Consider the following 14,620-nt stretch of genomic DNA (forward strand, 5'->3'; position numbering starts at 1 on the left):
GGAGTCGATGGAGATTAGCGAGGGGAGGGCCATCACCACGCCCCCATGTCGCGCAACCGCTTCGCCAGGTCCTCCGGCACGTCGCCGGCGTCCAGCGAGGACAGGTCCGGCGGCGCGTCCTTCGCCTCCAGATAGCGCCAGCCCTGGAAGGGCCGACGGGCCTGGGGCGCGGTGCGGACGACGTCGGGCGACAGCTTGATGTGGCACATCGAGGCCTTGCCTTCGCCCTTTGTGGCGATGTCGAGGATCGGCATGCGGCAGACGACGGAGCCCTTCATCACCCAGTAGAGGGAGCCGCCGTCTTCCAGCTCCGCCGCCCGCTTGGGCGTCATCCGGGTGTGGACCGTCAGCCATTCGCCCCTGGCCGCGCGCCGCTCCAGCGTCTCCACCTTCGCCACGCCGACGCAGAGCTTGATCATGTGAAGCGGCAAGCGACCCTCTTTCCCGTTCCGGCGGCGCCCGCCCTGTTCCGCGTCCGAAATTTGCTCTCGGTCAATGCGCGCGACGCCAGCGGCGCCCAACATCGACGAACGCATCGCGGGAGATACATCATGTTCAAGGCCAATGTCGGCGGACTGGATCGAATTCTGAGGGTCATGGTCGGGCTCGGCCTGATCGGCATCGTCTTTGTCGGCCCCCAGACGCCTTGGGGCTGGGTCGGGCTCGTGCCGCTGCTGACCGGCCTGTTCGGGACGTGCCCGCTCTATACGATGCTGGGCATCCGGACCTGCCGACGGCGATAGTCCGTTCAGGCCCGGCCCCGGCGAGACAAGCTCCGGCGGGCGGGGTAAGGAGTCGGCATGCGACTCGGACGACGCAGGGTGATCGCGGGCGCCGCCGGACTGGCGACGCTCGGCTTCGCCCCCGGCGCGAGCGCGGGGACGAACGGGCGCGCCATGTACGGACTGATCGGCAGGATGACGGCGACGGCGGGCCAGCGCGACGCCCTGACCGCGATCCTGCTGGAGGGCCTGGGGCGGATGCCCGGCTGCCTCAGCTACATCGTCGCCCACGACCCGGCGGACGCGGACGCGATCTGGGTGACCGAGGTGTGGACCGACGAGGCCGCGCACCGGGCGTCGCTGCAGGTTCCCGAGGTCAAGGAGGCGATCCGCCGGGGCATGCCGCTGATCGCCACCTTCGACGACGCGCAGGTGACGACGCCTGTGGGTGGCGTGGGGCTGGGCTCGACAACAGCCTGATCCGTCCCCCTGTCCGTCATCCTCGGGCTTGACCCGAGGATCAGACGTGGGAGCGGACCATGCGTCCGTGACGGCCCAACGAGCTTGACCGCCTGTCTGTCCACCCCGCACCAGAGGGTCTGATCCTCGGGTCAAGCCCGAGGATGACGGTGGAGGAGGTGGCGGCGGCGGGGGGCGGGTAAGGTCAGCCGTCGGTCGTGACCACGGCCAGCACCGCGTCCGCCGGCACCTGATCCCCGACCGTGACGCTGATCTCGCCGACCACGCCGTCGAACGGGGCGACGAGGGCGTGCTCCATCTTCATGGCTTCCAGCACCACGACGGGCTGGCCTTTGGCGACCGTGTCGCCGGGCTTGACCGGAGTGGCGACGATCTTGCCGGGCATGGGCGCGCGAAGGGCGCCGTCGGCGGCGGGGCCGGAGGCTGAGCCCCGGGGAGAGAGCAACGACACCTGATGCGGCCCGCCATCCTCGAAGTAGATTGTCGTACCGCTGGAGGGCTCGAAATGACGATCGGCAGCAGCGACATCGTTGTCGATCGCGATCTCCTTGAGCTGGCCATCGACAAACACCGTCTGACGCAGAAAGGGTGAGCCATTCATCCTAAGTCCGGCAATTTCGCTCCAGTGCTCCCACGGGCTCTGGGTGTCGTAGCCGCGTACGCCATCGCCAAAGCGCAGAATGCGGGCGGCTCCCTGGAGGCCGGCGGGAGAGAGCGGGATGGGCATGAGATTCGCCTCCTCCGCCCCAATGAACCCTGTGTCCACGTCACCGGCGACGAATCGTCGATGCTCGAGACAGCGTTTCAGGAACGCCGCATTGGTACGGACCGGCCAGACCTCGACCTCGCCACAGGCCCCAGCAAGGTCGGCTGCGGCCTCTTCGCGCGTGTCCCGGTGCACGATCAACTTCGCGATCATCGGATCGTAGAACTGGCTGACTTCCCCGCCTTGCCGGACGCCCGTGTCGATCCGGACATCCTGAGATGTCGGATACCGGTATGAGGCTCCGGGCATCACGAAATGCTCCAGCCGCCCGATGCTCGGCAGGAACCCGTTGGCCGGGTCCTCGGCGTACAGCCGCGCCTCCATGGCCCAGCCGTTCAGGGGGATGTCGGCCTGCTTCAGCGGGATCGGCTCGCCCGCCGCGACGCGAAACTGCCATTCGACCAGGTCGACGCCGGTGACCTCTTCCGTGACCGGGTGTTCGACCTGCAGCCGGGTGTTCATCTCCATGAACCAGATGCGGTCGGCCCTGAGCCCGTCCGAGGCGTCGGCGATGAATTCGATGGTGCCGGCGCCCTCGTAGTTCACGGCTTTCGCGGCGCGGACGGCGGCGTCGGTGACGGCCTTGCGCGTCGCGGCGTCCATGCCGGGGGCCGGAGCCTCCTCGATCACCTTCTGGTGGCGGCGCTGGAGCGAGCAGTCGCGTTCATAGAGGTGGACCACGTTGCCGTGGCGATCGCCGAACACCTGCACCTCGATGTGGCGCGGCCGGGTGATGTATTTCTCGATCAGGACGCGCGGGTCGCCGAAGGAGGACTGGCCCTCGCGCTGGGCGCTGGCGAGGCCGTCGGCGAAGTCTTCGGCCCGATCAACCTTCTTCATGCCCTTGCCGCCGCCGCCGGCGACGGCCTTGATCAGCACCGGATAGCCGATGGCGTCGGCCTCCCTTTGCAGGCGTTCGAGCGACTGGTCCTCGCCGAGATAGCCGGGGGTGACCGGCACGCCGGCCTCGATCATCAGGGTCTTGGCGGCGTCCTTCAGGCCCATGGCCCGGATCGAGGCGGGCTTGGGGCCGATCCAGACGATGCCGGCGGCCGCCACGGCCTCGGCGAAGTCGGCGTTCTCGGACAGGAAGCCGTAGCCGGGGTGGATGGCCTCGGCGCCGGTCTGTTTCGCGGCGGCCAGCACCTTGGCCGCGTCCAGATAGGATTCGCGCGCCGGGGCCGGACCGATCAGGACGGCTTCGTCGGCCTCGCGGACGTGCAGGGCGTCGGCGTCGGCCTCGGAATAGACCGCGATGGTGCGAATGCCCATCGCTCGGGCGGTGCGGAAGACGCGGCAGGCGATCTCGCCGCGATTGGCGACCAGGACGGAGCTGAACATGTCGCCTCTCTAGCCGCAGACCGCCGCCGCCACCATCAGTGACCCGCCATCTCGTTGAAGCCGAGATACAGCCACAGCAGGGCCAGCAGGGTGAAGGTCACCGTCGTCAGGGTGAACAGGACGAACATCCGCGCCAGGGTGCCGATGACGCTGCGCTGATAGGCGCCCTTCATGTGCAGATACAGGTGCACGGGCGCGAGCCAGAGCAGCCACCAGGCCAGCGGCGTCAGAATGCCCAGGGCCATGATCAGCGTCAGCAGCAGGAGCTGGAACGACAGCGAATGCATCGAGAAGATGACGTGGTCGAAGACGTAGTAGCGCCGGTTGAAGGCAAACAGGATCGTCAGCATCAGGGCCGAGACGGGCAGGGCCAGGATGGCGACGCGGTGGCCCCAGATCTCGAGGATCAGGGCGAAGCGCGCCGGGTCGTCGCGCACGGCCTGCATGCGGGCGTCGAACCAGTGCTGCAGACTGCGAAGATTCTCGGCGTCGGCGCCGTCCGCCATCTTCGGCGCGTCGGCGGCGTTCTCGCGCGCCTTCTCCGTGACGTCGGCGGTCAGGCTGCGGCTGAAGCCGATCCAGTCGCCCCGCGCGGCGGCGAGCTGGGTCTGTTTTTCGGCCTCGGTCAGGTCCGGATCGGCCATGACCTCGCGCTCGAAATCGGCCAGGGCCTCGCTGCCGGGCGTGATAACCCGACCGTTGACGATCGTTTCGGGTCCGGTCGCGGCGGCGGGCGATTCAGCATGGTCTGCTTCGGCCTCGTGGCCGCCGCCGGCCTTGGTCGCGGCGTGGCCGACGAAGAAGGCGATCAGCAGGATGACCAGGAACATGCGGAAGGGCTGGACCTGGTAGGCCCGCTTGCCGTCCAGATAGTCGCGCGTCAGCTGGCCGGGCCGGCGCAGCAGGGCGGGCAGGGTCTTGAACAGCCGTCCGTCGAGGTGGAGCAGGGATTCGACCGCCTCGACCGTCAGCTTCCAGATCGACTTGTGGAAGTCCTCGGCCAGCTGTCCGCAGACATGGCAGTAGGTCCCCTCAAGGGGAGTCTCGCAGTTGGCGCAGGGCGTGCCGGGCGGAATGTCCGCGTGCTCGCGCTTCCACTTCAGCCAGCCGCCGCCCGAGGCCAGCGCCGCCGTCTCCAATTCCCCGGACATGCCGCCCCCCGTCGAATCCTACTGCGTCCAGCCCGGTTTACGTTTTTCGAGGAAGGCGCGCACCCCCTCCTGACCCTCGGCGGACACCCGGGCGCGGGCGATGCGCCGTGCCGTTTCCTCCATCAGGGCGTGGTCGATGCGGTGGCCGGCGACGTGGTTGACCAGCCGCTTGGCCTCGCCCACCGCGCCGGGGGCGCAGGCGCGCATGGAGTCGGCGAAGGCGGTGACAAAGCCGTCGATCTGGTCGGCGCTGTCCAGCACATGGCCGACGAGGCCGAACGATTTCGCGGCGTCCGCGTCGAACAGGTCGGCGGTCATGAACAGGGCCCGGGCCGTGCGGGCGCCGACGGCCTCGACCACATAGGGGGCGATGGTCGCCGGTATCAGGCCGAGCTTAACCTCGGAGAAGGCGAATTTCGTTCCCTTGACGGCCACGGCCATGTCGCAGGCGGCGACGATGCCGGCCCCGCCGCCCATGGCCGCGCCCTCGACGATGGCCACGGTCAGGGCCGGGACGTCATGCAGGGCCTTGAGCATCTTCGCCAGACCCATGGCGTCGTCGCGGTTGTCGCTCTCGCTCCATTCGGCGGCGTCCGCCATCCAGCCGAGATCGGCTCCGGCGCTGAAGGTTCCGCCGGCGCCCCGGATGAAGACCACCCGCACATGGTCGGCGCCCTGAAGGGTCTCGAACGCCTCGTAGAGGGCGGCGATGGTGGGAGCGTCGAAGGCGTTGCGCTTGTCCGGACGGTTGATGGTGACGAAGACCGTGCCGTCCGTGGTCGAGTCGATCCGAACCAGGTCGTCGTTGGCGTCCGGCGCCGGATCGGCCAGCAGCGGATGGGAGATGGCGTTGATCTCGGCGGCCTCGCCCGGGGTGATGTCCAGGGCGTTCAGGTCGGCTTCGGTCGGCTTGGTCATGATCGGTCCTTTGCGGCTGCCGCGTGTGTAATGCATCGCGCGGAAAATGGCAGCGCGCCGGCTCGAAGATCGGGGTTATCTTGACAGGCCGGCGCGGCTCGTCTTGATGACCGAAGGGTTAACGAGGACCGTCCCGGGGACGAGGTCACCGCATGTCGCAACCAGCCGCCCAACGCATCCGCAAGCAGGCCAGGTTGACGCCGGCCAAGGCCAGACTGGCCGCCGAGATCCGCGAACAGCTGAAGGCCCAGGGCGGCGCCGCCCATCGCGACGTGGTCATCGGCCGCATCCTGCAGCGCAAGGGCGTCCAGGGTCCCGCAGCCGAGCGCGCGCGCCGCGCCCTGCTGTCGGCCTTCGAACTGCACGCCCATCCGGAACCGGGCGGCGAGGCCCCGCACCTGTTCGACCTGCCGTTCGGTCCGGACTCCTACCGCTGGGCGCTGGACGAGCCGGTGCGGCCGATCACCTTCTGATCAGCCGCGAACGCCGCGAGCCCGAAAATCGGACCGGGCCGGGTCGCCGCGCGGATTTGGCGGTATAACGCCTGGCCGCCCCGCATGGAATTCGGAGCTGACCTGATGGCGAGTGCGACTGACCGGGTCCGCCGTATGAGCGTGGCCAGCGTCTACGTCCACTATGTCGCCAAGGCGGAGAGGAAGGGCCAGACGCGGGCGAAGGTCGATCAGGTCATCCGCTGGCTGACGGGCTATTCGCAGGACGAGCTCGAGGCGCTGCTGGAGGCGAAGACCGACTTCGAGACCTTCTTCGCCGAGGCGCCGGCGATGAACCCGAACCGCTTCCTGATCACCGGGATGATCTGCGGCCACCGGGTCGAGGAGATCGAGGACCCGTTCATGCGGGAGGTGCGCCACCTCGACAAACTGGTCGACGAGGTGGCGAACGGGAAGGCGATGGAGAAGGTGCTGCGGGAGCCCTGACTACATCCGGAACACGCCGAACGTCGTCTCCGGAATGGGCGCATTCAGCGAGGCCGAGATCGCCAGGCCCAGCACGTCCCGCGTCTGGACCGGGTCGATCACCCCGTCGTCCCAGAGGCGGGCGGTGGCGTGGTACGGATTGCCCTCGTCCTCGTATTTCCGGCGGATCGGGGCCTTGAAGGCCTCGGCCTGTTCCGGGGTCCAGCTGTCGGCGTCGCGGTGGACGGTGGCCAGCACCGCCGCGGCCTGTTCGCCGCCCATGACGCTGATCCGGCTGTTCGGCCAGGTGAACAGGAAGCGCGGGCCGAAGGCGCGGCCGCACATGCCGTAGTTGCCGGCCCCGAAGCTGCCGCCGATCAGGACGGTGAATTTGGGCACCTCGGCGGAAGAGACGGCGGTGACCAGTTTGGCGCCGTTCTTGGCGATGCCCTCGGCCTCGTATTTGCCGCCGACCATGAACCCCGAGATGTTCTGCAGGAAGACCAGCGGGATCTTCCGCTTGCAGGCCAGTTCGATGAAGTGGGCGCCCTTGAGCGCACTCTCGGAGAACAGCACGCCGTTGTTGGCCAGGATGGCGACCGGATAGCCCCAGATGCGGGCGAAGCCGCAGACCAGGGTCGTGCCGTACAGGGCCTTGAACTCGTCGAAGTCCGAGCCGTCGACGATCCGGGCGATGACCTCGCGCACGTCATAGGGGGCGCGGACGTCGTCGGGGATCAGGCCGTACAGCTCCTCGGCGTCGAAGGCGGGCGCTTTCGGCTCGCGCACGTCGAGATCGACGCGCTTCACCGTGTTCAGGCTGTCGACGATGGTGCGGACGATCTCGAGCGCGTGTTCGTCGTTTTCGGCGACATAGTCGACCACGCCGGAGCGGCGGCCGTGGGTCTCGGCGCCGCCCAGTTCCTCGGCCGAGATGACCTCGCCGGTGGCGGCCTTCACCAGCGGGGGGCCGGCGAGGAAGATGGTGCCCTGCTCGCGGACGATGACGCTCTCGTCCGACATGGCGGGGACATAGGCGCCGCCGGCGGTGCAGCTGCCCATGACGCAGGCGATCTGGGGGATGCCCCTGGCCGACATCCTCGCCTGGTTGAAGAAGATGCGGCCGAAATGGTCGCGGTCGGGGAAGACCTCGGCCTGGTGGGGCAGGTTGGCGCCGCCGGAATCGACCAGGTAGACGCAGGGCAGGCGGTTCTGTTCGGCGATCTCCTGGGCCCGCAGGTGCTTCTTCACCGTCATCGGGAAATAGGCGCCGCCCTTCACCGTCGGGTCGTTGGCGACGATCATGACCTCGCGGCCCGAGACCCGGCCGACGCCGCAGATCATGCCGGCCCCGGGCGCCTCGCCCTTGTACATGTCGCAGGCGGCCAGCTGGCCGATCTCGAGGAAGGGCGAGCCGGGGTCCAGCAGCCGCTCGACCCGGTCGCGGGGCAGGAGCTTGCCGCGGGCGACGTGGCGTTCGCGGGATTTTTCCGGGCCGCCGAGGGCCGCCTCGGCCACGCGGGCGTGCAGCTCGTCGCGCAGGGCGCGATTATGGGCCTCCAGCGCCTTGAAGGCCGGGCTGTTGCGATCGATGGCGGACGTCAGCTTGGGCATGGGGCCGGTTTAGGTCGGTTCCGGCGACGGGGGAAGGGCGCGCCCGCTTGACCCTTGCGGCGCCGACCCATAGGTCCCTGTGCAGGCCAGAAGCAGGAGGCGCGTCGCATGTCCGGGGAGCACGAGTACACGGCCGCCATCCGCTGGACCGGCGACCGCGGCGAGGGGACCAGGCATTACCGCGGATACGACCGGACCTGGGACATCGAGACCCCGGGCAAGGCGGTCGTCCACTGCTCCAACGATCCCCTGCTGGGCGGAGACCCGACGAAGGCGAACCCGGAAGACCTGCTGATCTCCGCCCTGTCGGCCTGTCACATGCTCTGGTACCTGCATCTGGCCAGCAAGGCGGGGATCGTGGTGCGCGGCTATGTGGACCAGCCGGTCGGGGTGGGCGAAACCGCCCCCAACGGCGCCGGCCGCTTCCTGCGGGCGACCCTGCGGCCGAGGATCACCGTGGAGAAGGGCGCCGACCTGGCCCGGGCGGACGCGATCCACGCGGAGGTCCACGCCTACTGTTTCATCTCGCGCTCGGTGAATTTCCCCGTGAGCTACGAGGCGACCTACGAGGAAATCTGAGGCCCGGCGCCGGGGTCAGGTCTCCTTATGGCAGGAGCGGACGAACCCGGCTTGACCCGCCGCCCGGCCCATGGCCTGTCGCGCCTCCCATGACCGGCTTCGACACCCAGACCCGGACGACCCTGCGCGAGCTGCTGCATCTGGCGTGGCCGGTGGTGCTGGCGCGCATCGGCATCATGACCATGGGGCTGACCGACGTGATCGTGGTCGGCAACTACTCGAGCCTGGAGCTGGCCTGGAGCTCGCTGGCGCTGGCCCCCACCGCCATCGTCGTCACCACCGCCGTCGGCCTGATGATGGGGGTGCAGGTCATGACCGCCCGCCTGATCGGCGAGGGCCGGCGCGGCGAGGTCGGCGGCGTGCTGCGCCGGGGCGTGACCTACTCACTCCAGCTGGGCGTGACTGCGATGATCGGCCTGATCCTGATCGGTCCGTGGGCGCTGAAGCACATGGGACTGGCGCCGGGGCTGGGCGAGGGGGCCTCGCCGGTGCTGGTGGTCTTCGCCCTCTCCATGCCCGGCTATCTGGTCAGCGTGGCGGCGCAATTCTTCCTCGAGGCCCTGCACCGGCCGCGTGCCGGCATGTGGGCCATGTGGATCGCCAACGGAGTCAATCTGGCGCTGAACCTGCTGCTGGTGCCGGACATACTTGGCCTCGGGATCGACGGCGCCGTGGCCTCGGCCTGGGCCACCTTCTTCGCCCGGACCTCGCTGGCGGTCTTCCTGCTGGTCTATATCGCCCGTCTGCCCGAGGCGCGGGCGCTGGGCGTGTTCCGCCGTCCGGCCCGCAACCGCGCCGACGAGCGCGAGCAGCGCAAGATCGGCTACGGCGCCGGCAGTTCGTATTTCATCGAGGTCGGCGCCTTCGCGGCCATGACCTTCATCGCCGGCCAGCTGGGGGCGATCGAGACCTCGGCCTGGGCCATCGTGCTGAACGTCTCGGCCATCGTCTTCATGGTTCCGATGGGGTTGTCGTCGGCGACGGCGGTGCTCGTCGGCCGCGCCTACGGGGCCCGGGATGGGCGGGGCGTGCTGCGCGCCGGCCTGGTCGGGATCGGCGTGGTCATCGCCCTGACCCTGGCGGTGGCGCTGGCCGTCTGGCCGGGCGCGCCCCTGATCGCCAGCGCCTACAACCGCGATCCCGAGCTGCTGGCCGTGGTGATCCCGGCGCTGGTGCTGACGACCCTGTTCTTCGTCGCCGACGGCATCCAGGTGGTCTCGGCCTCGGCCAACCGCGCCGCGGGCGACGTCTGGTGGCCGACGATCATGCATTTCGCCGCCTACAGCCTGATCATGATGCCGCTGGGCTGGTGGTTCGCGCACGAGATCGGCGTCAACGGCCTGGTCTGGGCGGTGATCATCGCCAGCCTGGTGTCGTCGGCGCTGCTGACGGGGCGGTTCGTGCGGGTGGCCAGACGCCTTCCTTCTCCCCCTGCGGGAGAAGGTGTCAGGCCGCAGGCCTGACGGATGAGGGGTCACGCCGGCCTTACCAACTAGCGGTCCCATGTGTCCGGTGAGGAGACCGCCTGCGCAACCCCTCATCCGACCCGCTGCGCGGGCCACCTTCTTCCGCAGGGGGAGAAGGAACGCAGCCTTTGCCGCCCGGCGTTTGGCCCTCTATATCCGTCGCCTCCCCAAGACACGGATTCCCATGGCCCGCATCCTCATCACCTCGGCGCTGCCGTACATCAACGGCATCAAGCATCTGGGGAATCTGGCAGGTTCCATGCTGCCGGCGGATGTCTGGGCCCGGTTCAAGCGGGCGCAGGGCCATGAGGTGCTCTACATCTGCGCCACCGACGAGCACGGCACCCCGGCCGAGCTGGCCGCCGCGGCCGCCGGCCAGGACGTGCGGACCTATTGCGACGAGCAGCACGAGATCCAGAAGGCGGCGGGTCAGGCCTTCGGCCTCAGCTACGACTGGTTCGGCCGCTCATCGAACGCGCCGAACCACCGGCTGACCCAGCATTTCGCCGAGGTGCTGGAGAAGAATGGCCTGATCGAGGAACGGGTCGACCGGATGATCTATTCGGTCGACGACGCCCGCTTCCTGCCCGACCGCTATGTCGAGGGCACCTGTCCGCACTGCGGCCACGTCGGCGCACGCGGCGACCAGTGCGACAACTGCGGGCGGCTGCTGGACCCGACCGATCTGATTGATCCCTATTCGGCGGTGTCGGGCTCCAGGAACCTCGAGGTGCGCGATACGCGGCACCTGTATCTGCTGCAGACCAAGCTGGCCGAGCGCATCCGGGCCTGGATTGAATCGAAGGCCGACTGGCAGACCCTGGCCCGCTCGATCGCCCTCAAACATCTCGACGAGGGGTTGATCGACCGCGGCATCACCCGCGACCTGAAATGGGGCGTGCCGGTGGTGGGGCCGGACGGCGGGCCCCGCCCGGGCATGGAGGGCAAGGTCTTCTACGTCTGGTTCGACGCCCCGATCGAATACATCGGCGCCACCGAGGAGTGGGCCGAGGCGACGGGCCGGACGTGGCGCGACTGGTGGCGGACGGACGAGGGGGCGGACGACGTCCGCTATGTCCAGTTCATGGGCAAGGACAATGTCGCCTTCCACACCGTCAGCTTCCCGGCGACCATCCTCGGCTCGGGCGAACCGTGGAAGACGGTCGACACGCTGAAGGCCTTCAACTGGCTGAACTGGTACGGCGGGAAATTTTCGACCAGCCAGAAGCGCGGCGTCTTCATGGACCAGGCGCTGGAGCTGCTGCCGGCCGACGTCTGGCGCTGGCGCCTGACCGCCTATGGGCCCGAGCATTCGGATTCGGCCTTCACCTGGGAGGATTTCCAGGCCTCGACCAACAAGGACCTGGCCGATGTGCTGGGCAATTTCGTCAACCGCATCGTCAAGTTCGCGGAGTCGAAATTCGGCGGCGCGGTCCCCGAGGGGGGCGAGCCCGGGCCGCTGGAAGCGAAGCTGGAGGCCGACGTCGCCGCCGGGATCGCCGAGGCCACGGCCGCCTTCGAGGCGATGGAGTTCCGCAAGGCCTGCCAGGCCCTGCGCGCCGTCTGGGTGCTGGGCAATGAATATCTGCAGGAGGCCGCGCCCTGGACCGCCTTCAAGACCGATGTGGACCGCGCGGCGGTCGGGGTGCGCACCGGGCTGAACCTGGTCGCCCTGTTCGCCCGGCTGGCGGCGCCGGTGATGCCGTTCTCGGCGGAGAAGATCGCCGCGACCGTGGGAGCGACGGACCTGTCGTGGCCGGCGGCGGACGAGGCGCTGCTGGACGTCCTGCCCCGCGGTCAGACGGTGGCGGCCGCCAGCGTGCTGTTCGTCAAGATCGAGGACAGCCAGGTGGCGGAGTGGAGCGAGCGGTTCGGCGGGGCCGACGCCTGAGGGCCGGGCAATCGCCGGAAAAGGAAAAGGCCCGGATCGCTCCGGGCCTTTTTGCTTACGGGGCCGGCGTCGCCGGGGCGGGCCGGACCGCCGCCGCCGGCGGGGCGGCTGACGACGTGGCCGCGGTCGGAGCCGGAGGCGTCGTCCCGCGCTGGAACTCCTCGACCTCCTTCGGCGAGATCTCGAGGAAGGCCGGGGCCGAGGCGTTGAATGGCTCGGTGTTTCCGGTGCGCACCACGACCGAGCGCGCGCCGTCCCAGATCATGTGCAGGGCGACGTAGAGCACGATGGCCAGGCCGACGTAGCCGATCCAGCGGTGTTTGGTCAGCAGCTTGGCGATGAAGGTCGCGGCCACGCCCATCAGGGCGATGGACAGGATCAGGCCGAAGACCATGATCACCGGATGCTCGTGCGCCGCGCCGGCCACCGCGAGAACGTTGTCCAGCGACATGGTGACGTCGGCGATCATGATCTGGAGCAGGGCCGCGCCGAAGCTCTTGCGCTTGATGCCCAGGGCTTCCGGAGGCGGGCCGCCGCCATGGTGGGCGGACAGGGCGGTTTCCAGCTCGGCCTCGGCCTCGGCCTGATCGTGGGTGCGCTGCTCCTGCAGTTCGCGCCACATCTTCCAGCAGACCCACAGCAGCAGGACGCCGCCCGCCAGAAGCAGGCCGATGATGGCCAGCAGCTGCACGGTGATCAGGGCGAAGCCGATGCGCAGGACGACGGCGGCGGCGAGACCGATCAGGATCGCCTTCTTGCGCTGCTCGGGCGCGAGGGCGGCGGCGGCCAGGCCCACGGCGACGGCGTTGTCGCCGGCCAGCACCAGGTCGATCATCAGCACCTGGCCGAGGGCCGAGGCCTGGCTGGCGAGTTCGGGAGACGAGAGGAATTCCATGGCGCGCGTCTAGGGCAGGGAACGGGGCGGGATCAAGCGGTGATCGGGCAAGCGGTCACGACGTCTGTTTGCGGCTGGCCTCATACAGGGCCACGGCCGCCGCGTTTGAAACGTTCAGGCTCTCGAAACCGCCGGGCATGGGGATGCGGGCCATGGTGTCGCAGTGTTCGGCCACCAGCCGGCGGATGCCGTCGCCTTCCGAACCCATGACCAGCACGGTGGGTCGCGCGTCCAAGGCCTGCTCCAGCGTCAGCCCGGCCGAGCCGTCCAGCCCCACGGCGCGCCAGCCGAGGTCGGCCAGACGCTCCAGCGCGCGGCTCAGATTGGTCACCCGGGCGCAGGGCAGGCGTTCGGTGGCGCCGGCGGAGGCCTTGGCCAGGGCTCCGGCGAGGGCGGGCGAATGGCGGTCCTGGACCACGATGCCCTTGGCGCCGAAGGCGAGGGCCGAACGGAAGACGGCGCCGACGTTCTGGGGATCGGTCAGCTGGTCCAGCATGACGATGACGCCGGACGCCGGATCGGCGATATCCTCCAGGGCCACGCCCTCCAGCGGCTGGACCTTGAAGGCGAGGCCCTGATGCACCGCGCCGGGGGGCAGCATCCGGTCCAGGGCCTGGACCTCGATGATCTCGATCCGGTGGCCATGGGCCAGCTTGTCGCGCTCCAGCTCGGCCGCACGGTCGGCGGTCGCCAGCAGCCGGCCCATGCCCTTGCGGGCCGGATTGGCCAGGGCGGCGATGACCGGATGGCGGCCCCAGACAAAATTGTCGGCGTCGGCTTTCGCCCGCGACGGACGCGGGGCGGAATCGGAAAAGGCCTTCGCCCTGGGATTGGGGTTCCAGCCGCCGCGGTCGGGGCCGCCCGCGGCCGGCCCCTTGGCGCCCGCTCCGGGGCCGTCGGAACGGGCCGCGGACTTGCCGCCGAAAGCCGGTTTTTTGCCCGATTTCCGGTCGTTGCGTTCTCGATTTTGCGACACTATAAGACGCCCTCCGATTTGGAGCCCTGAGGGCTTTCGGGTCTGGCGCCCCTCCTAACTCAGGCGACGCGGGACACCGAGAGCTTTTGTCGACTCGCCCTCGAAAGAGGAACGAAGAGACGGTCCGACGGTTCGAAAAACGCGCTGGGGGAATGTCCCGAGCGGCAAAGGGGGGGGACTGTAAATCCCCTGCGTAAGCTTCGCAGGTTCGAGTCCTGCTTCCCCCACCACGCGCTTTCGAAACGACGGCCCCGGACGACGATGAGGATCGGCCGCGGACGCCCGGAAGGGCCGACGCGGTCTCCGTGCGGGTATAGTACAATGGTAGTACAGCAGCCTTCCAAGCTGAATATGTCGGTTCGATTCCGTCTCCCCGCTCCAGATTTCGGTGATGCAACGCCCTCTTCCGGGCCACAGGAGTTTTGGCCATGGCCAAGGAAAAGTTCGAACGTAACAAGCCGCACTGCAACATCGGCACGATCGGTCACGTGGACCACGGCAAGACGACGCTGACGGCGGCGATGACGCACATCCTGGCGAAGAAGTACGGCGGCGAGGCGAAGAACTACGACCAGATCGATGCGGCGCCGGAAGAAAAAGCACGCGGCATCACCATCAACACCGCGCATGTGGAGTACCAGACCGAGAAGCGCCACTACGCGCATGTCGACTGCCCGGGGCATGCCGACTACATCAAGAACATGATCACTGGGGCGGCCCAGATGGACGGCGCCATCCTGGTGGTCTCGGCCGCCGACGGCCCCATGCCGCAGACCCGGGAGCACGTGCTGCTGGCGCGCCAGGTCAACGTGCCGCACATCGTGGTGTTCCTCAACAAGTGCGACACGGCGGACAAGGACCTCTTGGAGCTCGTCGAGATGGAAGTGCGGGAGCTCTTGACCAA

Annotated in this window: 15 protein-coding genes and 2 tRNA genes; 10 read left to right on the forward strand and 7 right to left on the reverse strand. The window is 68.8% G+C overall.

The window, feature by feature from the left end; genetic code table 11:
- Positions 1-32: 32 nt before the first annotated feature.
- Positions 33-419 carry a DUF1489 domain-containing protein gene (locus Q8Q71_RS05390; protein ID WP_305758616.1) on the reverse strand — a complete coding sequence of 129 codons (387 nt, stop codon included), beginning with the start codon at positions 417-419 and terminating at the stop codon, positions 33-35.
- 132 nt (positions 420-551) lie between these two features.
- Here Q8Q71_RS05390 and Q8Q71_RS05395 point away from each other — a divergent pair, with 132 nt between their 5' ends.
- Both Q8Q71_RS05395 and Q8Q71_RS05400 read left to right on the forward strand, forming a co-directional pair.
- Positions 552-743, forward strand: coding sequence for a DUF2892 domain-containing protein (locus Q8Q71_RS05395; protein ID WP_305758617.1), 192 nt, complete (start codon positions 552-554; stop codon positions 741-743).
- Positions 744-800: 57 nt separating this feature from the next.
- On the forward strand, positions 801-1,202 hold the full coding sequence (locus tag Q8Q71_RS05400; RefSeq protein ID WP_305758618.1) for a putative quinol monooxygenase: 402 nt from the start codon (positions 801-803) through the stop codon (positions 1,200-1,202).
- Positions 1,203-1,386: 184 nt separating this feature from the next.
- On the opposite strand, the gene Q8Q71_RS05405 is transcribed toward Q8Q71_RS05400, so the two are convergent.
- The 3 genes from Q8Q71_RS05405 to Q8Q71_RS05415 are packed head-to-tail and all read right to left on the reverse strand — an operon-like array spanning position 1,387 to position 5,378.
- The gene (locus Q8Q71_RS05405; protein ID WP_305758619.1) at positions 1,387-3,309 is read right to left on the reverse strand and encodes an acetyl/propionyl/methylcrotonyl-CoA carboxylase subunit alpha; all 1,923 of its coding nucleotides are present in this window, start codon (positions 3,307-3,309) and stop codon (positions 1,387-1,389) included.
- Between the two features lie 35 nt (positions 3,310-3,344).
- A complete protein-coding gene (locus Q8Q71_RS05410; RefSeq protein ID WP_305758620.1) occupies positions 3,345-4,460 on the reverse strand; it encodes a DUF3667 domain-containing protein in 1,116 nt (371 codons plus the stop codon).
- 18 nt (positions 4,461-4,478) lie between these two features.
- Entirely contained in the window at positions 4,479-5,378 is a 900-nt protein-coding gene (locus tag Q8Q71_RS05415; protein WP_305758621.1) for an enoyl-CoA hydratase-related protein, read from the reverse strand.
- Between the two features lie 152 nt (positions 5,379-5,530).
- Here Q8Q71_RS05415 and Q8Q71_RS05420 point away from each other — a divergent pair, with 152 nt between their 5' ends.
- Positions 5,531-5,851 carry a hypothetical protein gene (locus Q8Q71_RS05420; protein ID WP_305758622.1) on the forward strand — a complete coding sequence of 107 codons (321 nt, stop codon included), beginning with the start codon at positions 5,531-5,533 and terminating at the stop codon, positions 5,849-5,851.
- 105 nt (positions 5,852-5,956) lie between these two features.
- Positions 5,957-6,316 carry a DUF2200 domain-containing protein gene (locus tag Q8Q71_RS05425; protein WP_305758623.1) on the forward strand — a complete coding sequence of 120 codons (360 nt, stop codon included), beginning with the start codon at positions 5,957-5,959 and terminating at the stop codon, positions 6,314-6,316.
- On the opposite strand, the gene Q8Q71_RS05430 is transcribed toward Q8Q71_RS05425, so the two are convergent.
- A complete protein-coding gene (locus Q8Q71_RS05430) occupies positions 6,317-7,909 on the reverse strand; it encodes a carboxyl transferase domain-containing protein (RefSeq protein WP_305758624.1) in 1,593 nt (530 codons plus the stop codon).
- 108 nt (positions 7,910-8,017) lie between these two features.
- On the opposite strand from Q8Q71_RS05430, the gene Q8Q71_RS05435 reads away from it, so the two are divergent.
- The 3 genes from Q8Q71_RS05435 (at position 8,018) to metG (ending at position 11,845) form a co-directional block, all read left to right on the forward strand.
- Entirely contained in the window at positions 8,018-8,488 is a 471-nt protein-coding gene (locus Q8Q71_RS05435) for an OsmC family protein (RefSeq protein WP_305758625.1), read from the forward strand.
- 89 nt (positions 8,489-8,577) lie between these two features.
- On the forward strand, positions 8,578-9,951 hold the full coding sequence (locus Q8Q71_RS05440; RefSeq protein ID WP_305758626.1) for an MATE family efflux transporter: 1,374 nt from the start codon (positions 8,578-8,580) through the stop codon (positions 9,949-9,951).
- 187 nt (positions 9,952-10,138) lie between these two features.
- Positions 10,139-11,845: a methionine--tRNA ligase gene (metG, locus tag Q8Q71_RS05445; RefSeq protein ID WP_305758627.1), complete on the forward strand. Its 1,707-nt coding sequence runs from the start codon at positions 10,139-10,141 to the stop codon at positions 11,843-11,845.
- Positions 11,846-11,900: 55 nt separating this feature from the next.
- On the opposite strand, the gene Q8Q71_RS05450 is transcribed toward metG, so the two are convergent.
- Both Q8Q71_RS05450 and rlmB read right to left on the reverse strand, forming a co-directional pair.
- Positions 11,901-12,740 (reverse strand): TerC family protein, encoded by an 840-nt coding sequence (locus tag Q8Q71_RS05450; protein ID WP_305758628.1) that lies wholly within the window; start codon positions 12,738-12,740, stop codon positions 11,901-11,903.
- A gap of 55 nt (positions 12,741-12,795) precedes the next feature.
- Positions 12,796-13,716 carry a 23S rRNA (guanosine(2251)-2'-O)-methyltransferase RlmB gene (rlmB, locus tag Q8Q71_RS05455; RefSeq protein WP_305758629.1) on the reverse strand — a complete coding sequence of 307 codons (921 nt, stop codon included), beginning with the start codon at positions 13,714-13,716 and terminating at the stop codon, positions 12,796-12,798.
- Positions 13,717-13,862: 146 nt separating this feature from the next.
- Between rlmB and Q8Q71_RS05460 the strand changes: the two genes are divergently transcribed.
- The 3 genes from Q8Q71_RS05460 to Q8Q71_RS05470 all read left to right on the forward strand — a co-directional run.
- Positions 13,863-13,946, forward strand: a tRNA-Tyr gene (locus Q8Q71_RS05460).
- Positions 13,947-14,023: 77 nt separating this feature from the next.
- Positions 14,024-14,097, forward strand: a tRNA-Gly gene (locus tag Q8Q71_RS05465).
- A 47-nt stretch (positions 14,098-14,144) separates the two neighbouring features.
- Positions 14,145-14,620: GTP-binding protein (locus tag Q8Q71_RS05470; protein WP_305758630.1), on the forward strand; the 476-nt coding region annotated here is incomplete at its 3' end.

It is taken from the genome of Brevundimonas sp., assembly GCF_030704825.1.
Taxonomy (GTDB): domain Bacteria; phylum Pseudomonadota; class Alphaproteobacteria; order Caulobacterales; family Caulobacteraceae; genus Brevundimonas.